The sequence below is a fragment of the Sinorhizobium mexicanum genome (assembly GCF_013488225.1).
Taxonomy (GTDB): Bacteria; Pseudomonadota; Alphaproteobacteria; order Rhizobiales; family Rhizobiaceae; genus Sinorhizobium; species Sinorhizobium mexicanum.
The window spans coordinates 3,103,160-3,127,247 of sequence record NZ_CP041238.1 but is presented as its reverse complement, the minus strand read 5'-3'; the positions used below and the strand labels follow the sequence as shown (position 1 = coordinate 3,127,247).

Annotated in this window: 22 protein-coding genes; 10 read left to right on the top strand and 12 right to left on the bottom strand. The window is 62.3% G+C overall.

The genetic code is table 11. The annotated features are described in order from the left end of the window. Positions 1-24: 24 nt before the first annotated feature. The gene (locus tag FKV68_RS14805; RefSeq protein WP_180938557.1) at positions 25-291 is read right to left on the bottom strand and encodes a hypothetical protein; all 267 of its coding nucleotides are present in this window, start codon (positions 289-291) and stop codon (positions 25-27) included. A gap of 441 nt (positions 292-732) precedes the next feature. Further along, positions 733-1,362 carry a DUF1236 domain-containing protein gene (locus tag FKV68_RS14800; protein ID WP_180938556.1) on the bottom strand — a complete coding sequence of 210 codons (630 nt, stop codon included), beginning with the start codon at positions 1,360-1,362 and terminating at the stop codon, positions 733-735. A gap of 210 nt (positions 1,363-1,572) precedes the next feature. On the opposite strand from FKV68_RS14800, the gene FKV68_RS14795 reads away from it, so the two are divergent. Further along, entirely contained in the window at positions 1,573-1,734 is a 162-nt protein-coding gene (locus FKV68_RS14795) for a hypothetical protein (RefSeq protein WP_180938555.1), read from the top strand. Between the two features lie 123 nt (positions 1,735-1,857). Continuing rightward, positions 1,858-2,499, top strand: a complete 642-nt coding sequence (locus tag FKV68_RS14790; RefSeq protein WP_180938554.1) for an MBL fold metallo-hydrolase — start codon at positions 1,858-1,860, stop codon at positions 2,497-2,499. 121 nt (positions 2,500-2,620) lie between these two features. On the opposite strand, the gene FKV68_RS14785 is transcribed toward FKV68_RS14790, so the two are convergent. The 3 genes from FKV68_RS14785 to FKV68_RS14775 all read right to left on the bottom strand — a co-directional run bounded on the left by FKV68_RS14785 (position 2,621) and on the right by FKV68_RS14775 (position 5,035). After that, positions 2,621-3,055 (bottom strand): BA14K family protein, encoded by a 435-nt coding sequence (locus FKV68_RS14785; protein WP_180938553.1) that lies wholly within the window; start codon positions 3,053-3,055, stop codon positions 2,621-2,623. A gap of 146 nt (positions 3,056-3,201) precedes the next feature. After that, positions 3,202-3,417 carry a cold-shock protein gene (locus FKV68_RS14780; protein ID WP_128442587.1) on the bottom strand — a complete coding sequence of 72 codons (216 nt, stop codon included), beginning with the start codon at positions 3,415-3,417 and terminating at the stop codon, positions 3,202-3,204. 721 nt (positions 3,418-4,138) lie between these two features. Continuing rightward, complete coding sequence (locus tag FKV68_RS14775) at positions 4,139-5,035, bottom strand: DMT family transporter (RefSeq protein WP_180938552.1); 897 nt, start codon at positions 5,033-5,035, stop codon at positions 4,139-4,141. 171 nt (positions 5,036-5,206) lie between these two features. Here FKV68_RS14775 and FKV68_RS14770 point away from each other — a divergent pair, with 171 nt between their 5' ends. Then, complete coding sequence (locus FKV68_RS14770; protein ID WP_180938551.1) at positions 5,207-5,644, top strand: hypothetical protein; 438 nt, start codon at positions 5,207-5,209, stop codon at positions 5,642-5,644. A 36-nt stretch (positions 5,645-5,680) separates the two neighbouring features. Here FKV68_RS14770 and FKV68_RS14765 read toward each other — a convergent pair whose 3' ends face one another. The 3 genes from FKV68_RS14765 to FKV68_RS14755 form a co-directional block, all read right to left on the bottom strand. Then, the gene (locus FKV68_RS14765; RefSeq protein WP_180938550.1) at positions 5,681-6,871 is read right to left on the bottom strand and encodes a PQQ-dependent sugar dehydrogenase; all 1,191 of its coding nucleotides are present in this window, start codon (positions 6,869-6,871) and stop codon (positions 5,681-5,683) included. A gap of 83 nt (positions 6,872-6,954) precedes the next feature. Then, the gene (locus tag FKV68_RS14760; protein ID WP_180938549.1) at positions 6,955-7,623 is read right to left on the bottom strand and encodes a class GN sortase; all 669 of its coding nucleotides are present in this window, start codon (positions 7,621-7,623) and stop codon (positions 6,955-6,957) included. Next, positions 7,616-9,955 carry a marine proteobacterial sortase target protein gene (locus tag FKV68_RS14755; RefSeq protein WP_180938548.1) on the bottom strand — a complete coding sequence of 780 codons (2,340 nt, stop codon included), beginning with the start codon at positions 9,953-9,955 and terminating at the stop codon, positions 7,616-7,618. Before FKV68_RS14755 ends, FKV68_RS14760 begins: the two co-directional genes overlap by 8 nt. A 458-nt stretch (positions 9,956-10,413) precedes the next feature. Between FKV68_RS14755 and FKV68_RS14750 the strand changes: the two genes are divergently transcribed. Next, positions 10,414-11,616, top strand: coding sequence for a pyridoxal phosphate-dependent aminotransferase (locus tag FKV68_RS14750; protein WP_180938547.1), 1,203 nt, complete (start codon positions 10,414-10,416; stop codon positions 11,614-11,616). A gap of 121 nt (positions 11,617-11,737) precedes the next feature. On the opposite strand, the gene FKV68_RS14745 is transcribed toward FKV68_RS14750, so the two are convergent. Continuing rightward, positions 11,738-12,604, bottom strand: a complete 867-nt coding sequence (locus FKV68_RS14745) for an NAD(P)-dependent oxidoreductase (protein ID WP_180938546.1) — start codon at positions 12,602-12,604, stop codon at positions 11,738-11,740. Positions 12,605-12,626: 22 nt separating this feature from the next. Then, positions 12,627-13,388: an SDR family oxidoreductase gene (locus FKV68_RS14740; RefSeq protein ID WP_180938545.1), complete on the bottom strand. Its 762-nt coding sequence runs from the start codon at positions 13,386-13,388 to the stop codon at positions 12,627-12,629. A 117-nt stretch (positions 13,389-13,505) separates the two neighbouring features. Here FKV68_RS14740 and FKV68_RS14735 point away from each other — a divergent pair, with 117 nt between their 5' ends. Continuing rightward, positions 13,506-14,396, top strand: a complete 891-nt coding sequence (locus FKV68_RS14735; RefSeq protein ID WP_180938544.1) for a LysR substrate-binding domain-containing protein — start codon at positions 13,506-13,508, stop codon at positions 14,394-14,396. A gap of 76 nt (positions 14,397-14,472) precedes the next feature. On the opposite strand, the gene FKV68_RS14730 is transcribed toward FKV68_RS14735, so the two are convergent. Together FKV68_RS14730 and carA are read right to left on the bottom strand one after the other, a co-directional pair. Then, positions 14,473-15,111 carry a glutathione S-transferase family protein gene (locus tag FKV68_RS14730; protein WP_180938543.1) on the bottom strand — a complete coding sequence of 213 codons (639 nt, stop codon included), beginning with the start codon at positions 15,109-15,111 and terminating at the stop codon, positions 14,473-14,475. Between the two features lie 303 nt (positions 15,112-15,414). Beyond that, positions 15,415-16,620, bottom strand: a complete 1,206-nt coding sequence (gene carA, locus FKV68_RS14725; RefSeq protein ID WP_180938542.1) for a glutamine-hydrolyzing carbamoyl-phosphate synthase small subunit — start codon at positions 16,618-16,620, stop codon at positions 15,415-15,417. 327 nt (positions 16,621-16,947) lie between these two features. On the opposite strand from carA, the gene FKV68_RS14720 reads away from it, so the two are divergent. The 5 genes from FKV68_RS14720 to tdh all read left to right on the top strand — a co-directional run bounded on the left by FKV68_RS14720 (position 16,948) and on the right by tdh (position 23,998). Further along, the gene (locus tag FKV68_RS14720) at positions 16,948-17,397 is read left to right on the top strand and encodes a GatB/YqeY domain-containing protein (protein WP_180938541.1); all 450 of its coding nucleotides are present in this window, start codon (positions 16,948-16,950) and stop codon (positions 17,395-17,397) included. Positions 17,398-17,552: 155 nt separating this feature from the next. Next, entirely contained in the window at positions 17,553-19,535 is a 1,983-nt protein-coding gene (dnaG, locus tag FKV68_RS14715; protein WP_180938540.1) for a DNA primase, read from the top strand. Between the two features lie 81 nt (positions 19,536-19,616). After that, the gene (gene recQ / locus FKV68_RS14710; RefSeq protein ID WP_180938539.1) at positions 19,617-21,482 is read left to right on the top strand and encodes a DNA helicase RecQ; all 1,866 of its coding nucleotides are present in this window, start codon (positions 19,617-19,619) and stop codon (positions 21,480-21,482) included. Between the two features lie 259 nt (positions 21,483-21,741). Continuing rightward, positions 21,742-22,929 (top strand): glycine C-acetyltransferase, encoded by a 1,188-nt coding sequence (locus FKV68_RS14705; protein ID WP_180938538.1) that lies wholly within the window; start codon positions 21,742-21,744, stop codon positions 22,927-22,929. A 34-nt stretch (positions 22,930-22,963) separates the two neighbouring features. Then, entirely contained in the window at positions 22,964-23,998 is a 1,035-nt protein-coding gene (gene tdh / locus FKV68_RS14700) for an L-threonine 3-dehydrogenase (RefSeq protein ID WP_136506477.1), read from the top strand. The last annotated feature ends 90 nt before the right edge of the window (positions 23,999-24,088 follow it).

The window sequence follows — 24,088 nt, the reverse complement described above, 5'->3', positions numbered from 1 at the left end:
GCTACGGATATCGCTCGGGAGACGTCACGCTGTTTTGCCGAGGAACTGTCCGACGATGCCGCTCAGCACGCCACCGCCGACAAGGCCGCCAATTGCCTGCATGACAAGGCCGGTGGCTGCTGCTTCCCCGCCAAGCATCTGAACCAGGAACCCACCGCCGAGGCCGCCGATGGCTCCCACGATCGTGCGCGCCACAACCCCGAATGCCTGCTGCTTCAGCATGGCGCTGGCCGCGTTGCCGCCAGCTGCCCCCGCGATTAACTGGGTAATGATAGGCATTAATGCTTCCATTGAACCCTCCGTCTGCGGCCCCTCGTCCAAGAGCCGCGATGCACCGACAATCCGGCACGGACAGGTTGAGACCGAAAGCGGAAACTGTCAATTTCGACGTTGAGGTTGTGCGGAGGCGGCACTGGTGACCGGTGTAAGGATGGGTTCGGGAAGTACGTAGCGCTTTGATATATATGGATATTTAGTTCGGACTTCGGTTTGAATGGAAGAAATTGGCAAATAGTAAATAGTGCTTCCAGAAGAAGAGCCCCAGTAATTCCGAACGCAAATCGATCTTTCTTCTCGGTAGAAAGCGCGCATATTGGCGCGCGATTCGGCGAATCATTCCTCTCCGGCGACCTTTGCGCGTCACCAGACGCGCAAAGGTCGCCGTAGCATTTTGAGTTGCTGCATGCAGGAAGAGGAGGCTGCGCGCGCGTCCTCTACCGGCTGTCGATTGTGTCAGCGATAGACGTAAACGATCCGCCGCGTCGCCGGTTCTACCAGCACGGGCTGTCCGTTGATGCTGACATAATCGTAGTCGTAGTCCGGAATCTGCCGGACGCCGACTGTACTCGGCAATGCCGCGCCGAGAACGGGCTCACCTTCGAGGTAAACCGTATCGGCAGGGTTCTCGGTGATATAGGTGCGCACCGCCGCAGGCGGCGTGATGGCATCAACCTGTTCGACCGGGCCGATCAGTTCCAGCGGTTCGGAGGTCGTGGCGACGACAGGGTCACCTGGCTGTACCTGATAGGTCACGGAAGGGATCGCGAGTTCCGTGCGGCGCTGCTCGACGACAACCGCGGATCCGCCGAGATCGGTTGTCAGATAGCGGGCATAGGCCCAGCCGCGCACACCATTGACGTTGACCTGACACCAATTGCTTCCTTGGATGCATCCATCGAGAACAGCAGCGCTGCCGCGCGTTGCAAGGCCGATGGTCGGATATTGCGGCCCCGGGCCAGCGCGGATGTTCAAATCCGTAACGGCGGTTGCGCTCATTGCTGCATAGCCCGTCGAGATGCCAGCGGCGAGCATCAAACCCGCTGCCGCGACCGTCCGAAACAGGTGGAGGGAAGGGGTTTTCATCGTCTTGCTCCTGTTGCGTGATGAGGGCGAAACGCCGTGTAGAGCCGGGATGTTCCCCCCGTGACATCACGAAGTGTGAGGATGAGACATATTGCTCCCGGTTTGACGATCGAACCAACGCAGCCGACCGGCCCGACCGTCGCATGACGGTGTGATTTCGATATTTTCCCGTCCCGGAAAGGGCGGCCTGCTGCATCCGGGGGTAATGAAATGCAACTCATCGATGAGCGCAGAACCACGGCCCAGAGGCTTCGTCCGGTGGTGATTGTCGTCGTGGCGTCGAAACTGGCGGTATCGGCCCTGCTGTTGACGACGGTGCAATTGTCTCCGCCTGCCCCTGCGCCCGCGCCGGAAATCGCCGCTTTGCGCTGAATTGGGCTGTCATCCCGTCCATATGTCGCTATAGGTGGCCGCGGAACGGATTGAGATCGGTTGGGATGTTCGGCGGTTATGCCTGCCTTGCACCCAAACGATCCAAAAGCGAGGCGCGGTCGCATGTTACAGGCGGGCATTATCCCGGTTACGCATTTCGAACAGAACTGTACGGTGCTGTTCGACAGTGAAACCAAGGAGGGCGTGGTCGTCGACCCCGGTGGTGACGTCGACATCATCCTGCAGACCATTCGTGAGAACAGCATCACCCTGAAAGCGATATGGCTCACGCACGGCCATATCGATCACGCCGGCGGCGCCAAGGAATTGAAGGAGGCGCTGGGGCTCGAGATCATCGGTCCGCACAAGGACGACCAGCCCCTGCTCGAGCGACTGGAGAGCCAGGCGGAACGCTTCGGATTGACGATGAAGGTGCAGAACGTCCTTCCCGACCGGTGGCTTGAAGACGGCGATACCGTTTCCTTCGGCGACCATGTTTTCGAGGTCCTGCATTGCCCGGGCCATGCGCCAGGCCACGTGGTCTATTTCAACAGGAAGCAGAATTTCGTCCATGTCGGTGACGTGCTGTTCCACGGTTCGATCGGGCGCACCGACTTGCCCGGCGGCAATCACCAGCAACTGCTGGCCTCGATTCGCGACAAGATCCTGCCGCTTGGCGATCATGTCGGATTCATCTGCGGGCACGGCCCGGGCGGACAGATCGGTGAGGAACGCCGCAGCAATCCCTATCTCAGGGGTCTCTGACATCGCAGCGTGGTTCCTTCGCCGACTGACGGAAGCAAGGTCGCTACGTATTACGGAGAGAATCAAAAGGCACATGCTCCGCGCGGGGCATGTGCCTTTTGTTCAGCGTATTGCGGTTCGGTCAGCCGGCCGTGCAGAAATGGCTGCGGCCGTCATAGCCGACGAAAGTGCCGCTGTCCGGATCGAACGAACGGTAGCGCTGCGAGCAGTAGCGGTACCAGGCCGGCGTCCAGGGTTCGAGGCCGTAGCTCTCCACGGCGACCCGGCGATAGACCGGGCGAGCCTGGTAAACCGGGCGCGGCTGATAGACCGGGCGCGACTCATAATATTCGGGTTCCGGATCGACATAGACCGGCTCGCTATAGACTGGCTCGCTGTAGTAGCGCGGCTGCGAGGCGATCGCGCCACCGATGAGCGTGCCCGCGACGAGGCCCACTGCACCCGCCGCCCACGCATCGTCGTGATGGTGGCCTCCTGCTTGGGCGGCGCCGAAGGTCGGGAGAATCATGGTGACTGCGGCAACCGAGAGAACAGCGGCTTTGATGAACTTGTTCATGGGCTTCAATCCTATGCATGGGGCCGGAATCAGTTCCGGTCTTCATCATAAATGGACTTTATGGCGCCCAAACTGAACGGAGCCTGAATGAAAAAACCCGGCAAATATGCCGGGCTGCAACTTATAATCTATCAGCAGAGGCCGTATCAGCCGGCGATCTGCAGGTTGACCGCCTTCGGGCCTTTGCCGCGGCGATCGGGTTCAGTGTCGAAACTTACCTTCTGGTTTTCCGTAAGGCCGCTCAGGCCCGAAGCCTGCACGGCAGAAATATGTACGAAGATGTCCGCACCACCGTTGTCAGGCTTGATGAAACCAAAGCCCTTGTCAGTGTTGAAGAATTTTACAGTGCCAGTTTCGGCCATGCGTCAGGTCCTTTTCTCTCCACCCGCTTGACGGCGCGGGCAGCATTGCAGTTTTGCCCAAAATGGGCGTGGGGGCAGGCAGTTCTCGACATTTGAGGAAAGGGTCCTGTTATCGCAACCAGCCATAGACGGAAGGGAAAACAAGCCTCCCCCCGGTCTGGCCGCCCGGAGTGGCTTGCGTCTCCGGCCCGCTTATTTTCAAGATCTTCCCGTGTTCGCAGATTGCCCGAACACAGTAAGAGTGATGGGTTTATTTTGAATTGGCAAGCAAAACTTTTCTGACGAGGTATTGCCGCTTCTCATTGCTCAAAAACCGGTCAGTTGCGGCTCCGGCGCCGGGTATTCAGAATGCGTTGCAAGCTGTTGAAATCACAGCTTTTTGAACGCAGCTGCGGCAAGACTGGACTGTTTGCGCCATATTTTGTCGCTCTCGATCATGCCGCGACTTTGTGCAGATTCGTTCGAAAAATCGCAAGCGCCTGATATGTTTCACGTTCCGCATGCGGCAAAGTCCGGCTGCCAAACTTTGCAGAAAAACTGCAGGAATACTGCCGGGTTTGCGCGCGGCGGCGTCACGTCGTCTCATTTCGAAGCAAAATCGGCGCTTTTGGACAGTAATAAGTAATACCGTAAGTTCAGCTTGCCTGAGGTGCAGAAATTCACAGTCCTACGGCGACCTTTGTGCGTCTGATTGGACACGCGGAGCTGTAGCTGTATCGAATCAAGCGGCTGCTTCCGCCTCGCGCCTTCTTGCCAGCTCCGGAATGAGTTCGACCGCCAGCATCGCCGCGAAAATGACGGCGCAGCCGAGATAGCCGATCGGGGTGATGACTTCGCCAAGCAGCAGCACCCCGAACAGGGCGGCGAACAGGGCTTCGCTTGACAGGAAGATCGCCGCCTGTGGTGCCGTGGTGTAGCGCTGGCCGACAACCTGGCAGATGAAGGCGACGCCGCTCGAAAAAATTCCGGCGTAGAGAATCTGTGGCAGGGCGTCCCTGATCACCCCGAGGCTCAAGGGTTCGTTGAAGGCCGCGAGCAGGCAACCGAGAACGGCGCAGACGGCAAATTGCACCATCGACAACAGCATCGGACGACCGGTCTCGGAGGCGAAGATGCCGACGAGCAGCATCTGGATCGCCCAGAAGAGCGCGCACACGATCGTCAGAAGGTCCCCGCCGGTCAGGCTCGAAAGTGCGCCACCACTCAAGAGGAAGATGCCGAAGGTAGCAAGCAGGGCGCCCGGCCAGATGACCCAATGCGGCTTGCGGCGCAGGAAGACGACGGTCAGTATAGGCACGAAGACGACGTAGAGCCCGGTCAGAAAGCCCGAATTGGTGACGCTCGTCGTCAGAAGTCCGAACTGCTGCGTCACTGCGCCGCCGAAGAGCGCCAGTCCGATGATAGTGAAGTTGCGGATCGACTTTTGCGGAAGCGGCGTCTTGGCGAGCCTTCCTTCAACGACCGCCAGCGGCAGTGCGACGATCGTTGCGATCGCAAAACGCAGGCCAATGAACCACAGCGGACCGATTGCCTCCATCGCCGTCGATTGGGCGACGAAACCGGCGCCCCAGATCGCGCCGGAAAACAGCAGGAAAAGATTGGCTTGGAGGCGAGTCACGGCTGTGCTCCCGGATCACGACGTTGAAGCGAGGCAATCCAAAGCCATGCTCCGGTGATTGCATAGTCGCTCTATCAGTTGCGTTTTTGCCGGGCAACCCTCATCCTCCACCGCCGCAATAGGGAGGCAAGCGATGCACTGTGACCATTTCGACGGCCGCGACGCGACCCGATGAGCGACACCGGCTATTCCGGAACGCCACTGACAAAAAAGCTCGGCCTGCGCGACGGGCAGGCCGCCCTGCTGCTCGCCGTTCCCGCCAGGCTTTCTGAAATTGCCGGCTTTCCCGGTTTCGCGCGCACCGACACCTCGATCGGCCGGATCGCCTCACGCTGCTACGATTACATCCATGTCTTCGAAGCAGACCGGACCACGCTTGAAAGCCAGGCCAAGGCGCTCGGGGCGTGGTTGAAGGCGGACGGAATGCTCTGGGTCTCGTGGCCGAAACGGGCTTCGGGTGTTTTGACAACCCTGACTGAGAATGCCTTGCGCGAGATATTTCTGCCGCTCGACCTCGTCGATGTGAAGGTCTGCGCTGTCGACCCGGTCTGGTCGGGGCTCAAGTTCATGTTTCGCAAGGAGGTGCGGGCGTCGCTTCAAGCGCTTTGAACGACACGATTCCAGACGGAACTGCTCTGAACCCCGCTATTGCGTCGGAGCCTTGGAGACCCGGAGAACGGCGCCGTTGTCTTCATCGGTCACCATCAGCAGCGCGCCGTCCGGCGCCACGACCACGTCCCGAATCCGACCGAACTCGCCGTCGAACAGTCGTTCCTCGGAGGTGATCGCGCCGCTTTCGTCTCTCTCCAGGCGAGCGAGCAGCTGGTATTTCAGCGCCGCGACCAGGAGGTCGCCATCCCATTCTGGAAACATGCTGCCGCGGTAGACCGCAAGTGCGCCGGGTGCGATAGACGGATCCCAATAATAGAGCGGCTGTTCGAACCCCTCCTTGGCCGTGCCTTCGCCAATCTCCGCGCCGGAGTAATCCTTGCCATAGGTGATCACCGGCCAGCCGTAGTTCTTGCCAGGCTGCGGGTTGTTCACCTCATCGCCGCCACGCGCGCCGTGTTCGACTGTCAGGAGCTTGCCGTCGCCCTGGTCGAAGGTAATGCCTTGCGGATTGCGATGTCCTTTCGACCAGATCTCGGCGCGGCCCTCGGTGCCGCCGCGATAGGGATTGGACGCCGGAATGCTGCCGTCGGGACTGATGTGCAAAATGGCGCCGGCATGGTCGCGCGGGTCCTGCGCGCGGTCGCCTTGACCGCGATCACCTATGCCGAAGAACAGGCTGCCGTCCTTGTCGATGGCGATGCGCGAGCCGAAATGCTGGCCCCTGCCGGTGAACTTGCTCATCCGGAACAGTTCCTTCACATCGGTCAAGCGCCGTTGGTCATCGGAGAGGGTCGCTCGCACAAGCACCGTGCCATAGCCGTTGCCGTCACTGGCGGAATGGGTCAGGTACAGCACGCGGTTAGTGGCGAATTGCGGATCCAGGGCGACATCGAGCAGTCCGCCCTGTCCGCGAGCGGCCACATCGGGCACGCCTTCGATCGGGGCGGACAGTTCGCCGTCGCGCAGAATGCGTAACCGCCCCGCACGCTCGGTGACGATGAGGCCGCCGTCCGGCATCGCCTCGACGGCCCAGGGATGGCGGAGCCCGGTCGCGAGCGTTTCGACACGGACCGTGCCGGTCTGGGTTGAAAATTCCTGCGCTCCTTGTGCGGTCGCTGCCTGCGGGGCGAGGAGGCACAGAAAACCGGATAGGAGAGCGGCCGCGGACCGCGTCAACAGGGGCGGGATGTTCGTCAGACCTGCCCCAAGGAGCGAGCGCTGCATGCCATTCTCCGGATTGCGCCTTCGATTAACGTAAGCTGGGGCGCAGGCAGGCGCCGTTCAAGTCAAATCGGATCAAAACCGCTTTATCGGCGGATTGAGCCGGTGGTCAGTGGCACCGGGCGTTGCTCGCCGACGAGTTCGGCATTGACGATGTAGCGCATCGGCCCCTGTTTGACGGCGTCGAAGGGCCAGCAGGTAGCGAGTGCAAGATGGTGTCCACTGGCGGACGCGTTGATGCCGCTTTCGTCCCAGCGGGCGACACGGCCTTCACCGGCACGGAAAATGAAACGGCGGCCGTCCTTTCTCGTCAGTACCAGCAGGTCACCGGGGTTCACGTCCTTCAGCCAGCGGAAATGCGTGTCGCGATGGGCGGCGATCACCGATGTTCCTTCATCGCCTGGGAGCGGCGTGTTGGCGAGCCAGGCGGGGCCAAAGGCAAGAGCCTCGCCGCTTGCTCCGGCAAGCACGATTGCCGAACGATTGATGCGAGGCGCGGAGATTTCCGCTTCGGTCTCGAAATCCGCCCAAGGCCAGGGCCTGCCGTCGGCAGCGCCGCGAAGCTGTTCTTCGAAAGTATTTCGCAACAGGACCTGCGAAAGCTCGGCCTTGGCCTTCATGTAGAAGCCCTTGCCGATCAGCAGCAGGCCGGCAAGAGCAATGAGCGCGATGATCGCCACGACGATCGTTTCGACCGCCGACAGTCTGGCAAGGAAACCCGCACGCTGGCTGGGCAGGTCGTCTTCGTCAGCCATCGCGGTGCACCCTTGCGACAACGAACGCGGCGATCTGCTGCCGCCAGAAAGCGAAGGTTGTGCCTGCCAGGAGCGCGATGGCAAGCAGCATCAGGCCGATCAGAATCTGCCTGTCAGCCTCGGTTGCCGTCTGCGGCAGGTTCACCTGGTTGGTCGCCTCGGCGATCAGGCTTGCGGCGCGCGCCGTCGGCGCTGCGGCCATCCGATCCGCGATCAGTATGGCGCGTTCGCTCCGGTTGCCCGCCTCCGCCTCACGCTCATCGATCCTGCCGGGCTCGGCCGGGTTCTCGCCAAAAACCTTGCCGAAATCCCATCCTTCCGGAAGGTTCAACGGTACCTTGGCGCCGGCGAGCGGTTCTCCGGCCGGGCGGGAAGGGGTGACGTCAACGGCGACAAGGCTGGTGACGCGCGAGACGAGATGATGCGCGAGTGCGACGGCCTCGATTTTCCGGTCGAGTTCGTCCGCGTTTGCGATTGCCGCGGCGCTCGCCTCGAGATCGTCGATCTTCCGGCGCGCCCAGAGCTTGGCGATACCATCGCCAGCCGCCGCCTTGGAGATGTCCATCTCGACCCGCCAGGGCTGATCCCCCGCCTTGCCGACGATCCTGAGTTTGCCTTCAGGCGCCGCGCCGCTGAGTTCCGCCGTCAGCACCACCGGCTCGCCGCGGTAAAGGTCTGGCATCGGGTCGGGCGTGATGTCTGCCGGGGCGACACCGTCGAACGTCGCCGAAATTTCCGTCATGGCCGGATTTTCGAGTTTCTCGAAAAGCTCGACCATGCGGGTGGCGATCTCGCGCTCGGAGCCGATCAGGGTGAAGGTGCCGCGGCCATATTCGGCGGCCTTGGTCATGAAATGGCTGTTGGGAGCGGAACCGATACCGACGGTAAAGACGCGGGCATCGCCGCGGTTGTTGCGGATCTCGTCGAAGAGCTGGCTCTCGTTGCCGATCGCGCCGTCGGTGAGGAAAATCACCTGGCGCAGGGCGCCCGGTTCCACCGCTCCCTGGGTGCGAAGTGCCGCTTCCAGCGCCGGCAACATTTCGGTGCCGCCGTCGGCCGTGAGCGCGCGCACGAAGGCGATGGCGTCCTCGCGCTTGTCAGGCGTGGCGGCGACGAGCTCGGGAAAGTGCACTGTCATCGTGTCGTCGAAGCGGATGACGTTGAAGCGGTCATCGTCGCCCAGTCGCGAGATCGCCAGCGCGAGGCTCTCTTTGGCCTGTTCCATCGATGGCCCGGCCATCGAGCCGGAATTGTCGATGACGAAAACAACCTCGCGCCTGACCGGCTTGCCGGCCTCGACGGCGGACGGCGGCGTGACGAAGGCAAGCAGGTAGGTCTTGCCGCCCACCGTCTCGCGGAAGAGCCCGGCATAGGGGCTCTTGCCGTCGATCGCCTTCCAGCTCAGTTCGAAATCCTTGTCGGCCGGAACGCTGCCGTTTTTGAGCGTGATCCGGCGGGTGAGTTCGTCGAGCGATGCGGTATCGACCTCGTGATAGGGGGAGGTCACGCTTGCGATCGGAAAACCGGCCTTGAGGTGCACGGTGAGGGTTACGGGATTGACCTTGGCGTTTTCCTTCGGATCGAGTACCGGCGCCTCGATCTTCTCCCGATCCGGAACCGGCTCGCTTACGGCGTAGCCGCTGCGGCCATCGATATCGACCGTGTTGACGACCGGCTGCGGATTGTAGCGGGGCGCGACGACCATCGGGAAGCGGAAGGAAAAGACCCCGTTGGACTGGCGAACGCCGCTCTGATACTCGATCTGCACGACGATGGTTTCGCCTGGGCCGATATTGGCGACCTGATTGGTGAAGATGTTCGGCCGCTGCTGCTCGAGAAGCGCGGCCTTCCTGCCCTCGGCCTTCGCCTGTTCGTAGATTTCCTTGGCCTCGGCGCGTGGCTTGATCGTTCCCTCGATGAAGCGGTCGCCGATCTGCATCTTCAGCGTGTCGACGGCGGAGTCCTCCGGTAGCGGAAAGACATATGTGCCCTCGACCCATCCCTTGCTCGGGTTTTCGAAGCGCTGCGTGACGCGGGTTCGCATGACGGGCCCGTTGACGTTTATCTCGACGTCGGTTGCCAGCCGCGGCGCCTCGACGAAATAGCCCGGTTCCCGCGAAGGAAAGAGCAGCGCGCCGGTCCCCATGTCGTTCGGGCGGACGTAGCCCGCCAGCCGTTGTGGCCTGGCATCGGCTGTTTGCGCCGAAGCCTGCGCCAACAGGCCGAGGATCATCACGATGCAGGCTGCAAGCGCGGCGAGCGCCAGATAGAAGCCCCAGCGCGCCTCGTTGCGCCGAGTGCGCGTGGCGGCGATTTCGTCATCGAGAAACATTGCATACCCCCACGATGCGAATGCATTCACGTCATGGTAGAAGAGGCCCGGAAATCGGCTCTTGCGGGACTAAATTGCGGCGCTCCGCGACAGTTGTTGTGACCAAATTAAGGCATTGCGGAAATCTGCGAAACACGCTGATTTTTTTGAAGAAAATCTGCAGTAGGGGTCGCGTGGTGCTCCTGTTTCATGGATGCACGCCGCCGCCGGCTCTCCCCCCAAATCTTACGCGTCAGGACCGTTGCATGCCGGAGCGCGATGGCGTCACCGATCGATCGCTTCGATGGTATTCATGAAACTTTGTCATGGTGACGCATTTTGCGCGGCTTTGCCGCCGTTTTCGCCGCTCGAGCGCTTGCAAGAGCGGGCTTCTTTCGACATAGACCTAACCGCTATGGAGCCTGACTTTCCGTTCCGTAGCGCTTCACGCCGTTTCGAAACGATCAGGACCTCACACCATGGCCTTCCTTGCCGATGCCCTTTCCCGTGTAAAGCCTTCCGCCACCATCGCCGTTTCGCAGAAAGCCCGTGAGCTGAAAGCGAAGGGCCGTGACGTCATCGGCCTCGGTGCAGGGGAGCCGGACTTCGACACGCCGGACAACATCAAGAAGGCCGCGATCGACGCGATCAACCGCGGTGAGACGAAGTACACACCCGTTACCGGCATTCCGGAGCTGCGTGAAGCGATCGCGAAGAAGTTCAAGCGCGAAAACAATCTCGACTACACCGCGGCGCAGACGATCGTCGGCACCGGCGGAAAGCAGATTCTTTTCAACGCTTTCATGGCGACGCTGAACGCCGGCGATGAAGTCGTGATACCGGCACCCTACTGGGTCTCCTATCCGGAGATGGTGGCGCTGTGCGGCGGCACGCCGGTCTTCGTCGCGACCCAGCAGGAAAACAATTTCAAGCTGAGGCCCGAGGACCTCGAAAAGGCGATCACGGCGAAGACCAAGTGGTTCGTCTTCAACTCGCCGTCCAACCCCTCAGGTGCTGCCTATTCGCATGACGAACTGAAGGCGCTGACGGACGTGCTGATGAAGCATCCGCACGTCTGGGTACTGACCGATGACATGTACGAGCACCTGACCTATGGCGACTTCAAGTTTGCCACGCCGGTGGAGGTCGAGCCCGGCCTCTACGACCGCACGCTGACAATGAACGGGGTCTCCAAGGCCTATGCCATGACCGGCTGGCGCATCGGCTATGCCGCAGGCCCGCTGCAGCTCATCAAGGCGATGGACATGATCCAGGGCCAGCAGACCTCGGGCGCCACCTCCATCGCGCAGTGGGCCGCGGTCGAGGCACTCAACGGGCCGCAGGATTTCATCCCGCGCAACAAGGAGATCTTCCAGGGCCGCCGCGATCTCGTCGTCTCGATGCTGAACCAGGCCAAGGGCATTTCCTGCCCGACGCCGGAAGGCGCCTTCTACGTTTATCCGTCGTGCGCCGGCCTTATCGGCAAGACCGCGCCGTCCGGCAAGGTCATCGAGACGGATGAGGACTTCGTCTCCGAACTTCTCGAAGCCGAAGGCGTCGCGGTTGTGCATGGTTCGGCCTTCGGTCTCGGCCCGAACTTCCGCATCTCCTATGCGACCTCCGAGGAGCTACTCGAAGAGGCCTGCCGCCGCATCCAGCGCTTCTGCGGCGCCTGCAAATAAAAATGGCCTTTGCCGCAAGTGAGGAGCCCGCCGATGCCGGCGGGCTTTTTGTTGCCTCACAAAGCGATTCAACGCCTTGCCAATCCGCATCAGGCGACGGTGCTAATTCGCTGAAACGGATTCACTTTTTTCTCCGGATTGTCTCGATCACGCCCGAGATATCGTCGTTGCCGTGACCATCGGCGATCCGAAGGGCCGCGAGCCGAAGCATCGGTTCGATGAAGTCCGGGGCCACGCCTTGCTCCGTGCTCGCCCTCGCGATGTTTTCGAGTGCGGTCGCCTGCATGGCGAGGTTGGAGACGACGGTGTCGCTGTGCTTGCCGCTGTCGATCTTGCCGGCAAGGTCGGGCAGGGTGCCGCTCATCGCTTGGAGCCAGGGCTGGAGAAGCGGCAGGAAATCGCCGACCCTGCGGCCGCTGCTTGCTACCAGCGCGCCGGCATGCAGAAATCCCGAAAAGAGGCCGTACATGCCGGAGAGCAGGGCGAGGTCATAAAGCGCAGCCAGGCCCGCGTCGCCGCCGAGATGGCGGCTTTCGGCAAGGGCATCGAGCGATGGCTTGTGCCGTTCGAAGACTGCGTCCGAGCCGCTATAGAGGATCAAGGCGCCGGTCTCGCCGATCATCGGCGGAATGGCCATGATGCCCCCGTCGAGGTAGGCCGCTCCTTTCTCCTCAGCCCAGGCGGCGAGCTTTTTCGCTTCGCGCGGCGTGCCGTTCGTCAGATTGACGAGATCGCGGCCGCGGAGTGCCTCCTGCGCCTCAGCCAGCACCGCGCCTGCGGCAGCATAGTCGACGACGCAGAGGATCGTGAGGTCGCTTGCCGCGACGGCCTCGGCGGGGTTCGTGGCGATCCTTGCTCCCGCGCCGGCAAGAGGCTCTGCACGCGAGGGCGTGCGGTTCCAGACGGTTACGGAATGGCCCTTCCTGATGAGGGTTGCGGCCAGCGCTGCGCCCATGGCACCGAGGCCGAGAACCGAAATCCTGCTCATGCTTCTCCCTTTCCGTTTCGCGTCAGAACGCGGTTGCGAGCTTCTGGCCGAGGCCGCCATCGACGGCGAGCTTCGCGCCGGTGGTGAAGCTTGCTTCGAAGGCGAGAAACAGCACGGCGCGCGCGACCTCGTCGGCCGTACCATTGCGCTTCATTGGCGTGACCGTGTCGCCGAGGGCCTTGAACTTGGCGCGTTCAGCGTCGGTGAGACTGGCGGCGCCCTTGGTCGGCGTATCGATGAAGCCAGGGGAGACGGTGTTGACGCGGATGCCGCGCGGCAGGAGCTCGGTCGCAAGCACGGAGGCGAACGATACGAGCGCCGCCTTGGTGGCGCTGTAGACGCTCATGCCCGGATATCCGCCCTCGTCCGCGACGGAGGAGGTGAAGACGATCGAGCCGTCCTTGCGGATCAGCGGGGCCAGTTGCTGAACGGTGAAGAACGCGCCCTTGGTGTTGATCGCGAACTGGCGGTCGTAGGATGCCTCCGTCACCTGATCGAACGGCTCAAGTTCCGAAATGCCGGCATTGATGTGGAGAAGATCGAGCGCGCCCATCTTCTGGCCAACCGCGGCGCCGAGAGCTGCAATGTCTTTGAGATCGGCGATGTCGGAGCGCAAGGCATGGACGCGCGTGCCGAACCTCTCCTTGACTTTTGCGAGGTTGTCTTCGTTGTTTCCCGTCAGCAGCACTTCGGCGCCGCCATCGACCAACCGTGCGACCGTCGCCAGCCCCATGCCATGGGTGCCGCCGATCACGACGGCCTTCTTACCTTCGTAGATAGTCATGATGTCTTCCTCTTGGTTCGACTTAACGATGAGGAAGAGATGCATTTGTGGACGAAGGTTTGCCAGATGGCTTAATGTGGACTTATCATCTACGGATGCGGACGGTGGCTCTCGCTCATGGCAAACCTCAATGACTTCATGTTCTTCGTCCACGTCGCGGATCACGGGGGCTTCGCCCCGGCTGCGCGTGCGCTCAACGTGCCGAAATCGACGCTCAGCAAGCGTGTGGCGGAGCTCGAAAAGGCGCTCGGCGTTCGGCTCATCAACCGCACTTCGCGCCGCTTTGCGGTGACCGAGACGGGGGAGGATTTCTATCGTCATGCGGCGGCAATGCTCATTGAGGCGGAAGCAGCCGAGAGCGTGGTCAAGGGAAGGCTTGCAGAGCCGAGCGGCACCGTCAGAATCACGGCATCCGTTCCGACGGCGCAGCTTTCGCTCGCGCCGCTGTTGCCACGGCTGGCGATCGCATACCCGAAGATCCGCTTTATGGTGCATGCGACCGACCGGTTCGTCGATATTGTCCAGGAAGGCTTCGATCTCGCGGTGCGCGATCATTTCGCGTCGCTGCCGGACTCCGGCCTCGTCCAGAGGCGTGTCGGTTCCGAAGCGGTCTGGTTCGTCGCGGCTCCCGCCTACCTCAGCGCGCGCGGCACGCCGGCGCATCCGGGCGATCTCGAAAGCCACGACGGGCTTCTGACGTCGCTCTCGTCGGAAGGCTGGGTGGCGACCGATCCTCGGGGCTCGCAGGTGCAGGCCCGGCCGCGGCCGCGCTTCCTTGCGGACGAATCCTACGTGCTGCGCGAAGCTGCGCTTTCCGGACTCGGGATCACCGCCTTGCCTCGCAAGCTCTGTGCAGCGGAGGTCGCTGGCGGCGTCCTCGTCCGTATCCTGCCTGAATGGACGGCCGGCAGGGTGACGACGACGATCCTGATGCCGCATCGGCGCGGCCAATTGCCTTCGGTGCGTGCAACAGTGGATTTCCTGGCCGCCCGCCTCGGCGAAGGCTGACTCTCGTATGTCTCTTGAAATCGACCTCGATCTGATGAGACGCGCGGCGCTGTAGGGGCCCGGACTCGGCGCCGCATTACGTCGCGGGCTTTGTGGCTCGCATGCTTTGCCTGCCTGCCATTCGTGACCACCACGATGCCAGATCGGGATGATCCTTGATCAGCGCGCGCCCTTCCGGAGCCATCAGAAAATAGTCGAAGATCGAAGCGGCATGCAGATCGGCCAACGTCAGGCTGTCGCCCGTAAGCCAGTGCGCACCCTTCATGAGATCGGTCATCGCCTTGAGGCAAGTGGCTGCCTTGGGAAGATTTTCGGCGATGCGCGCCTCATCCGCAAAGCCGACTTCCGCGGGTTTTGATACCCGCTCGACGTAAATGCCCCAGACCATTACGGGATAAGCATATGCATCCATCATGCTGATTATCTGGTTGACGCGCGCACGCCGTCGCAAATCCGCCGGCTGAAGGTCCGGCCCCTCGAATGCCTCATCGATATAGCGAATTATCGCGCCTGTTTCATACAGCCGAAAGCCGTCGTGCTCGAAGGCGGGAATGCGGCCGAATGGATGTCGTTGAAGATAGTCGCCAGGCGGGCCGCCTTCAGCAAAGACGTCAATTGACACGAGGTCGTAACCGATGCCTTTTTCTTCCAGCGTCAAGCGAACGGTTCTGACGTAGACGCTGTAATCGGCACCAAAGACAAGAGGCTTTGCCATTGTCCGTTCCTAACAAGGCATTCGCGAAAGCCGCAATCAGGCGACGACTTCGCCCGGATTTTCTGCAGCACCATGCGACGCATTGTACGCTACGAATGCCGAGCGTGGGAGTTTTCAAGGCTCCCCATATGAGAAAACCCTCCGAGCAGGCGCTACTGCGTGTCTTTCTCCTTAAATAGACCTCGCTTTAAGGAGAAAGACACGCAGAAATTCAAAGTGTTACAGCGTCCTTGCGCGTCTGATGAGACGCGCGGCGCTGTAGGAGGGTTCTCTTTGTTTATCGCACCGGCTGGCGGCTCGGGCTCAGCGCTCGGCGAGCGCCGGTTCGCCCCTCTTCTCGCGCACGAGGTTGAGGAAGCGGCGGAAGAGATAGTGGCTGTCCTGCGGGCCGGGCGAGGCCTCCGGATGGTGCTGGACCGAAAAGACTGGCTTGCCGGTGACGCGCAGGCCACAGTTCGTGCCGTCGAAGAGCGAAATGTGAGTCTCTTCAACGCCTTCCGGCAGCGACTTCGAATCGACCGCGAAGCCGTGGTTCATCGAGACGATCTCGACCTTGCCGGTGGTGTGATCCTTGACCGGATGGTTGGCGCCGTGGTGGCCCTGGTGCATCTTCTCGGTCTTGGCGCCGAGCGCCAGCGCCAGCATCTGGTGGCCGAGGCAGATGCCGAAGACCGGAACCTCGGTCTTCAGGAGGTCCTGGATCACCGGAACGGCGTATTCGCCGGTCGCCGCCGGATCGCCCGGACCGTTGGAAAGGAAGATGCCGTCCGGTCGCAGCGCCAGAACTTCTTCTGCACTGGTCTGCGCGGGGACGACCGTGACCCGGCAGTTGAGACCGGCGAACAGCCGCAGGATGTTGCGCTTGACGCCATAGTCGAGGGCGACAACGTGATAGGCGGCGTCGGTTTCCCCGAGCTTCGAATAGCCCTCGTTCCACACCCAGGGCTTTTCGTTCCAGCGGGACGACTGGCCGGAGGTGGCGACCTTGGCGAGGTCGAGGCCCTCGAGACCGCTCCAGGCCTTGGCTTCTGCCTTCAGCGCATCGATGTCGAAGACGCCGGCGGGGTCGTGAGCGATGACAGCGTTCGGCATGCCGTTTTCGCGGATCCAGGCGGTCAGCGCGCGCGTGTCGATGCCGCAAAGGCCGATCACGCCGCGGGCCTTCAGCCAGGCGTCGAGGTGTTTGGCGGCGCGGTAGTTGGAGGGCTCCGTGATGTCGGCCTTGAAAATGACGCCGACGGCGCCGTGGCGGGCGGCGGGTGTCAGATCCTCGATATCCTCGTCATTGGTGCCGATGTTGCCGATATGCGGGAAGGTGAAGGTGACGATCTGGCCGAGGTAGGAGGGGTCGGTCAGGATCTCCTGGTATCCGGTCAGTGCCGTGTTGAAGCAGACTTCGGCCTGAACCTTGCCGGTCGCGCCGATGCCCTTGCCTTCGATCACCGTGCCGTCGGCCAGAACGAGAAGGGCGGTGGGTTTCTGGGTTGTCCATGCGGGTGTCGCGGTCATCGTTCCTATCCCGTTGCGGCGGAAAGCGAGGCTTGAAAGCCGGTCGGTTCAGCGCCATTTCAAATCGCATGCGGCATGGCGCGCGGAAACCCCGCGAGAGAAGGTTCATGCCGATGTTCGTGCAGGTGCCGGAAAATAACGAAAGGCCTTGGCCGGGTCAACCGGCCGCCATGAATTGCAGGGAAATAAAATTCCTTATAATTCAACTGGTTGCGTAATCCGTTTGATTGCACCTGCCGCACTGGTTTAAGACGACGACAACAACGACGTAATCGAACCGGTTGCGGGCATGAGCTCCGCGGGCCGGTTTCGACATGGAGTAAGGACATGCGCGACCAACTCGCGAACGCATTGAAAGAAGCCCTCAAAGCCAAGGAGACACGGCGCACGTCGACTGTCCGGCTGATCCAGGCTGCGATCAAGGACCGCGACATTGCCAATCGCGGCCAGGGCAAGGATCCGGTCGGCGACGACGAGATCATGCAGATCCTCGCCAAGATGATCAAACAGCGCGAAGAATCCGCTCGCATTTATGAGGAGGGCGGCCGCCCCGAGCTCGCCGAGCAGGAGCGACAGGAAATTGCCGTCATCAACCATTTCCTCCCCGAACAGCTCTCCGAGGACAAGGTAAAGCAGGCCTGCGCCGCGATCATTGAGGAGACCGGCGCCCAGGGCCTTCGCGACATGGGCAAGTGCATGAATGCGCTGAAGGAGCGCTACCCGGGCCAGATGGACTTCGCAAAGGCCTCCGGTCTCGTCAAGGAACTGCTGAAATAAGCCTGCGCCCGCTTTGCAGCGGGCGTGTCGCCTTCCTCGCCGGCGCACCGACCGGCCTCATTTTTGAGCTTTGGCGCCCGGCATCTGCCTGTGAATTGCGGGCACCACGGATCGCGCTGCTTGTGTGGCAGGCCCGCTAGGGGTATCGGCTATCCATGCGCTTTTCACAGTCCTTCCTCGACGAGATACGCGATCGCGTTCCGATTTCGGACGTGGTCGGCAAGCGTGTCACCTGGGACCGGCGCAAGTCCAATGTTTCGCGCGGCGACTATTGGGCCTGCTGCCCCTTTCACGGCGAAAAGTCGCCGAGCTTCCATTGCGAGGACCGCAAGGGCCGCTATCATTGCTTCGGCTGCGGTGTTTCCGGCGACCACTTCCGCTTCCTGACGGACCTTGAAGGGCTGGGCTTCCCTGAAGCAGTGCAGCAGATTGCCGACATGGCCGGCGTCGCCATGCCCCAACCCGATCCGCAGGCCGAGCGGCGCGAGAAGGAACGGACCAGCCTGCTCGACGTCATGGAAATGGCGACGCAGTTCTTCCAGGATCAGTTGCAGACGGCGAATGGTGCCAAGGCACGGGCCTACCTGCGCGAGCGGGGGCTGACCGGGCGCACGATCGAGACGTTCCGATTGGGCTTTGCGCCCGACAGCCGCAACGCGCTGAAGGAATTTCTCGCCGGCAAGGGTGTCGGCAAGGAGCAGATCGAAGCGTGCGGCCTCGTCGTGCATGGACCCGACGTGCCGGTCTCCTACGACCGTTTCCGCGACCGCATCATGTTTCCGATCCTTTCGGCGCGCGAGAAGGTGATCGCCTTCGGCGGCCGCGCGATGTCGCCCGACGCGCCGGCAAAATATCTGAATTCGAACGAGACGGAGCTCTTCCACAAGGGCAATGTGCTCTTCAATTTCGCGCGCGCCCGGCGGGCTTCGCAGGGTGCCGATGGGGCGGGCACGATCATCGCCGTCGAAGGCTACATGGACGTGATCGCGCTCCATCAGGCCGGCATCGAGAATGCCGTAGCGCCGCTCGGAACCGCGCTCACCGAAAACCAGCTCGATCTTCTCTGGAAGATGACGCCGCAGCCAGTGCTCTGCTTCGATGGCGACGGCGCGGGTATCCGCGCCGCCAACCGCGCCGTCGATCTGGCGCTCCCCCACCTGAAGCCCGGGCGATCGGTCCGCTTTGCCATGCTGCCGGATGGAAAGGACCCGGACGATCTTGTCCGTCATGACGGACGCGAACCCTTCGACAAGGTGCTCGCCAATGCCCGCTCGCTTGCTGAAATGGTGTGGCTGCGAGAGGTCCAAGGCGGCGCATTCGACACGCCAGAAAAACGCGCCGAACTCGAGGCGCGGCTGAGGCAGGTTACGTCCGTCATCGCCGACGAGAGCGTGCGCCGCCATTATGGCCAGGACATGCGCGACCGCCTCAATGCCTTTCTGCAGGGAAGTGCGCCGTTCAGGAATGAACGGCGGCCGTTCGAGCGGGGCGGACGCCAGGGTGGCGGCGCCCGAGGTGCCGCGGGCGCCAGGAATATTGCCGCCGGCCCGACCGCCATCTCAGATCGCCTGGCGCGCTCTTCTCTCGTCAGCGGCCAACAGGCGGTGCCGCTGCTGCGCGAAAGTGTGTTGGCGCTCACGATCGTCAACCACCCGCAGTTGCTCTTCGACGAATATGACGAGATCTCGACGATCGAGTTCGACCACCGCGACCTGCAGCGCTGCTGGGCCGTGGTTCTGAACGCGGCGGCGTCAAACGGACCGCGTTTGACGCGCGAGATCCTCATCGAGCAATTGGAGGCGGAGGGTTTCGGTGCGCTGATCGCGGGACTCGACCAGCAGGTCCGCTATGCGCGGCTGTGGACGGCTACGGTTGCCGCAGCGCCCGAGGATGCGCGCGAAGGTTACCTTCAGGCGCTCGCCCTCCACAGGCGCAGCAAAGCGCTGCATTGGCAGCGGCGCGAACTGGAGCGTGAACTGGCCCACGCCACCGAGGAGGGGGACCTCGAGGTCGTGCCACAGCTGCTCAGGACGCTCCAGGAGGTCCAGCTCGAAGTAACGCGGCTCGAGAACCAGGAAGCCATCATCGAAGGATTTGGCGTGCTTTCGGGAAGGGTGAAGGGTCCGGCCGCGCGGTAGAGCTTTCTATTCTCCCCCACGCGGGTGATTTGCATCCCACCGGCCGAAACCCATACTCGACCGCCCGACGAAAGTGATTCCATGCCTCACAACGACAATGTTTCCGCCGCGCGCCTTTTCGGGGCGCAAGGTGCCTCTGACCCCCTTGATGTTCTGAAACGCGTTTATGGCTATTCCGCCTTCCGCGGTCAGCAGCTGGACGTCGTGGAGCATGTGGTGGCGGGCGGCGATGCAGTGGTGCTCTTTCCGACGGGGGCGGGCAAATCGCTCTGCTTTCAAATTCCCGCACTTTGCCGAAACGGGGTCGGCATCGTCGTCTCGCCCCTGATCGCCTTGATGCGCGACCAGGTCGAGGCGCTGAAGCAACTCGGTATTCGTGCCGCCGCGCTTAATTCGTCTCTGACGCGCGACGAGGCGATCACTGTCCGCCGGGCACTTTCGGCAGGTGCGCTCGACCTGCTCTATGTCACGCCGGAGCGCGCCGTCACCGACGGTTTCGCCGAGATGATCGGCGATATGGATATTGCGCTGTTCGCGATCGACGAGGCGCATTGTGTCTCGCAGTGGGGCCATGATTTCCGGCCTGAATATCGCGGCCTGGATTGTCTCCGGTCGCGCTTTCCCGGAGTGCCGCGCATAGCACTCACGGCTACCGCGGATCCGCACACGCGCGACGATATCATCGAGCGGCTGGCGCTCAGCGGAGCGAAGGTCTTCACGACCAGCTTCGACCGGCCGAACATCGCCTATGAGATCGTCGAGCGCGATCAGCCGCGCCAGCAGCTCCTCAGATTCCTCTCCCGCTTCAAGGGATCAAGCGGCATCGTCTATTGCCTGTCGCGTGCCAAGGTCGAGGACACGGCGGAATGGCTGAACGTGCAAGGCGTGCGCGCACTTCCCTATCATGCCGGCATGGACCGCGTCCTGCGAGACGCCCATCAGGATGCCTTCCTGAAGGAGGAGGATCTTTGCCTCGTCGCGACGGTCGCCTTCGGCATGGGAATCGACAAGCCGGATGTGCGTTACGTCGCCCATCTCGATCTGCCAGGCTCGGTCGAAGCCTATTACCAGGAGACCGGGCGCGCGGGTCGCGACGGGCTGCCCTCCGAAGTCTGGATGGCCTATGGCATGGCCGATGTCATCCAGCGTCGGCGGATGATCGACGAGGGTGGTGCCGCGGAGGAGATCAAGCGCGTCGAGCGGGCGAAGCTCAATGCGCTGCTTGGGATCTGCGAGACGGCGGGCTGCCGGCGGCAGGCGATCCTTGCGCATTTCGGCGAGGCGCATCCCGGCCGCTGCGGCCATTGCGACACCTGCCTGAAGCCGGTCGAGACCTGGGACGGTACCGAAGCCGCGATCAAGGCACTTGCCGCCGTCTACCGAACGGGCGAGCGCTTCGGCGCCGGCCACCTGGTCGATGTGCTTGTGGGAACGATCAACGAGAAAACAGAGCGGTTCGGTCATGTCGATATGCCTGTCTTCGGCGCCGGCAAGGATCTGCCGGCGCGAACATGGCAGTCGATATTCCGGCAACTGCTCGCCGCCGGCCTCGTCAGGACCGATCATTCCGCCTTCGGCGCGCTTCAGCTCGAGCCGGAGGCCCGCGCCGTCTTCAAGCGCGAGCGGCAGGTATTCTTTCGCAAGGACAGGCCGACCTCGGGCAAGGCCGCCCGAACGGCGAAGGGCGGTGCGCAGCGCGAGAGAGCCGATCTTGCCGGCTCCGATCTCGAACTTTTCGAACGGCTGCGCGCCGAGCGGTTCTCGATCGCCAAGGAATTGAACGTGCCGCCCTATGTCGTCTTCCCGGACACGACCTTGATCGCGCTCGCCAAGCAGCGTCCGCGCGACTTCGATGACCTACTCGATATTCCCGGTATCGGCGAGAGCAAGCGCGAGCGCTACGGCGAGGCATTCCTGGCCGTCATCGACGGCTACCTCGACGGGTAGGGCCGCAGTCGGTGCCTCACCACTGATCGACCCGCCCTTGCGAACGAAAATGTCGCCTGAGGCGCGCCGTGGGACAGAAAGTGTCTGCGGGCCGCGTCCAGCGCGAAAGCCCCTGTCGTTTTCATTGATCGGTGCGTTCCGGCCTCCCCGAGGCGCTGGAAATTGCTGCAAGAGACGGCCCGTCGTGCTAGTCGTCTAGCGGTGCGCGAACGCGCGATACCCAGGTTCGAAGCATCCTTCTTACAGCGAGTGGCCAGCCATGACCTCATCCTTTCTGTCTCATCTTCGTTCCGAACTCGAAGGCCTGAAGACGGCCGGCCTCTACAAGGCCGAGCGAGTCATCATTTCGAAGCAGGCGGGCGAGATCGAGGTGGCGTCCGGCGATCGCGTGCTGAACTTCTGCGCCAACAACTATCTCGGTCTGGCGGATAGCCAAGAGCTTGCCGAGGCCGGCAAGAAGGCGCTCGATCGCTATGGATACGGCATGGCCTCGGTCCGCTTCATCTGCGGCACGCAGGAAGAGCATAAGCAGCTCGAAGCGCGCATATCCTCCTTCCTTGGGATGGAGGACACCATCCTCTATTCCTCTTGCTTCGACGCCAATGGAGGGCTGTTCGAGACTCTGCTTGGAGAGGATGACGCGATCATCTCCGATGCGTTGAACCATGCTTCGATCATCGACGGCGTGCGGCTCTCCAAGGCGAAGCGCTTCCGCTACGCCAACAACGACATGGCAGCGCTCAAGGAGGAGTTGAAGAAGGCCGAAGGCAGCCGCTTCAAGCTGATCGCCACCGACGGTGTCTTCTCGATGGACGGCATCATCGCCAACCTTCAGGGTGTGTGCGATCTCGCCGAGAAATATGACGCGATGGTCATGGTTGACGACAGCCATGCGATCGGTTTCGTCGGCAAGCACGGCCGCGGCTCCGCCGAGCATTGCGGCGTCGAGGGCCGGATCGACATCATAACCGGCACGCTCGGCAAGGCGCTCGGCGGCGCCTCGGGCGGCTACACCTCCGCCAAGGCCGAAGTCGTCGAATGGCTGCGCCAGCGCTCGCGGCCCTACCTTTTCTCTAACACGCTGGCGCCCGTCATCGCCGCGGCTTCGCTGAAGGTCTTCGACTTGATCGAGAACGGCGACAAGCTGCGCGAAAGGCTTTATGCGAATGCCGCGCTCTTCCGCGCCGAAATGTCGAAGCTTGGTTTCATGCTTGCTGGCGAAGGGCATCCGATCATTCCCGTCATGCTCGGTGACGCGGCGCTGGCGCAAGAGATGGCCGCGCGGATGCTCGAGAAGGGCGTCTATGTCATCGGCTTCTCCTTCCCGGTGGTGCCGCGGGGGCAGGCGCGCATCCGCACGCAGATGTCGGCCGCGCACAGCGAACAGGATGTCCGGCGCGCGATAGCGGTCTTCGAAGAGGTCGGCCGTGAACTGGGCGTGATTTGAAGTGTTAGGCTGAGGGGCGAGCGAGGATCTTGCAATGACGAACATGATGAAGGCGCTGGTCAAGACGAAGCCGGAAGTCGGGCTCTGGATGGAGCGGGTGCCGGTGCCGGAAGTCGGTCCCAACGACGTCTTGATCCGGGTGAAGAAGTCGGCGATCTGCGGCACCGATGTTCACATCTGGAACTGGGACCAGTGGGCGCAGAAGACGATCCCCGTGCCGATGGTCGTTGGCCACGAGTTCATGGGCGAGATCGCGGAAGTCGGCTCCGCCGTTACCAAGTATCACGTGGGCGAACGCGTTTCGGGCGAGGGCCACATCGTCTGCGGCAAGTGCCGCAATTGCCGGGCGGGCAGGGGTCACCTCTGCCGCAACACGCTTGGCGTCGGCGTCAATCGTCCGGGCTCCTTCGGCGAGTTCGTCTGCATTCCGGAATATAATGTCGTGTCGATCCCGGACGATGTGCCGGATGAGATCGCCGCGATTTTCGATCCCTTCGGCAATGCCGTGCATACGGCGCTCTCCTTCGACCTCGTCGGTGAGGACGTGCTCGTCACCGGAGCGGGACCGATCGGCATCATGGGCGCGCTCGTCGCCAAGCGCTCGGGCGCGCGCAAGGTCGTGATCACCGACATCAACCCGACGCGCCTCGAACTCGCCCGCAAGGTCGGCATCGACTATGTCGTCGATGCGTCCAAGGAAAACCTCGCCGACGTGATGCGGTCGATCGGCATGACCGAGGGTTTCGATGTCGGTCTCGAAATGTCCGGCGCGGCGCCTGCTTTCCGCGACATGATCGACAAGATGAACAATGGCGGCAAGATCGCCATTCTCGGCATCGCGCCGGCGGGCTTCGAGATCGACTGGAACAAGGTCATCTTCAAGATGCTCAACCTGAAGGGCATCTACGGACGCGAAATGTTCGAGACCTGGTACAAGATGATCGCCTTTGTCCAGGGCGGACTGGATCTTTCACCGGTCATCACCCACCGGATCGGCATCGACGATTTCCGCGAGGGGTTCGAGGCGATGCGGTCCGGAAATTCCGGCAAGGTCGTGATGGACTGGTAGAGATCGCGCGTTTGCGTTGACTGATCTCGATCTCGTGGCTAGCCCCCCGCAGGTCGCCCCTGCGGCCGGCTTCCCGACTTCAGCCCTGGA

Excerpts from the sequence above, each read along its gene's own strand:
- FKV68_RS14805 (WP_180938557.1), bottom strand. The coding sequence starts at position 291 with ATGGAAGCATTAATGCCTATCATTACCCAGTTAATCGCGGGGGCAGCT.
- FKV68_RS14800 (WP_180938556.1), bottom strand. The coding sequence starts at position 1,362 with ATGAAAACCCCTTCCCTCCACCTGTTTCGGACGGTCGCGGCAGCGGGT.
- FKV68_RS14795 (WP_180938555.1), top strand. The coding sequence starts at position 1,573 with ATGCAACTCATCGATGAGCGCAGAACCACGGCCCAGAGGCTTCGTCCG.
- FKV68_RS14790 (WP_180938554.1), top strand. The coding sequence starts at position 1,858 with ATGTTACAGGCGGGCATTATCCCGGTTACGCATTTCGAACAGAACTGT.
- FKV68_RS14785 (WP_180938553.1), bottom strand. The coding sequence starts at position 3,055 with ATGAACAAGTTCATCAAAGCCGCTGTTCTCTCGGTTGCCGCAGTCACC.
- FKV68_RS14780 (WP_128442587.1), bottom strand. The coding sequence starts at position 3,417 with ATGGCCGAAACTGGCACTGTAAAATTCTTCAACACTGACAAGGGCTTT.
- FKV68_RS14770 (WP_180938551.1), top strand. The coding sequence starts at position 5,207 with ATGAGCGACACCGGCTATTCCGGAACGCCACTGACAAAAAAGCTCGGC.
- FKV68_RS14765 (WP_180938550.1), bottom strand. The coding sequence starts at position 6,871 with ATGCAGCGCTCGCTCCTTGGGGCAGGTCTGACGAACATCCCGCCCCTG.
- FKV68_RS14760 (WP_180938549.1), bottom strand. The coding sequence starts at position 7,623 with ATGGCTGACGAAGACGACCTGCCCAGCCAGCGTGCGGGTTTCCTTGCC.
- FKV68_RS14755 (WP_180938548.1), bottom strand. The coding sequence starts at position 9,955 with ATGTTTCTCGATGACGAAATCGCCGCCACGCGCACTCGGCGCAACGAG.
- FKV68_RS14750 (WP_180938547.1), top strand. The coding sequence starts at position 10,414 with ATGGCCTTCCTTGCCGATGCCCTTTCCCGTGTAAAGCCTTCCGCCACC.
- FKV68_RS14745 (WP_180938546.1), bottom strand. The coding sequence starts at position 12,604 with ATGAGCAGGATTTCGGTTCTCGGCCTCGGTGCCATGGGCGCAGCGCTG.
- FKV68_RS14740 (WP_180938545.1), bottom strand. The coding sequence starts at position 13,388 with ATGACTATCTACGAAGGTAAGAAGGCCGTCGTGATCGGCGGCACCCAT.
- FKV68_RS14735 (WP_180938544.1), top strand. The coding sequence starts at position 13,506 with ATGGCAAACCTCAATGACTTCATGTTCTTCGTCCACGTCGCGGATCAC.
- FKV68_RS14730 (WP_180938543.1), bottom strand. The coding sequence starts at position 15,111 with ATGGCAAAGCCTCTTGTCTTTGGTGCCGATTACAGCGTCTACGTCAGA.
- carA (WP_180938542.1), bottom strand. The coding sequence starts at position 16,620 with ATGACCGCGACACCCGCATGGACAACCCAGAAACCCACCGCCCTTCTC.
- FKV68_RS14720 (WP_180938541.1), top strand. The coding sequence starts at position 16,948 with ATGCGCGACCAACTCGCGAACGCATTGAAAGAAGCCCTCAAAGCCAAG.
- dnaG (WP_180938540.1), top strand. The coding sequence starts at position 17,553 with ATGCGCTTTTCACAGTCCTTCCTCGACGAGATACGCGATCGCGTTCCG.
- recQ (WP_180938539.1), top strand. The coding sequence starts at position 19,617 with ATGCCTCACAACGACAATGTTTCCGCCGCGCGCCTTTTCGGGGCGCAA.
- FKV68_RS14705 (WP_180938538.1), top strand. The coding sequence starts at position 21,742 with ATGACCTCATCCTTTCTGTCTCATCTTCGTTCCGAACTCGAAGGCCTG.
- tdh (WP_136506477.1), top strand. The coding sequence starts at position 22,964 with ATGACGAACATGATGAAGGCGCTGGTCAAGACGAAGCCGGAAGTCGGG.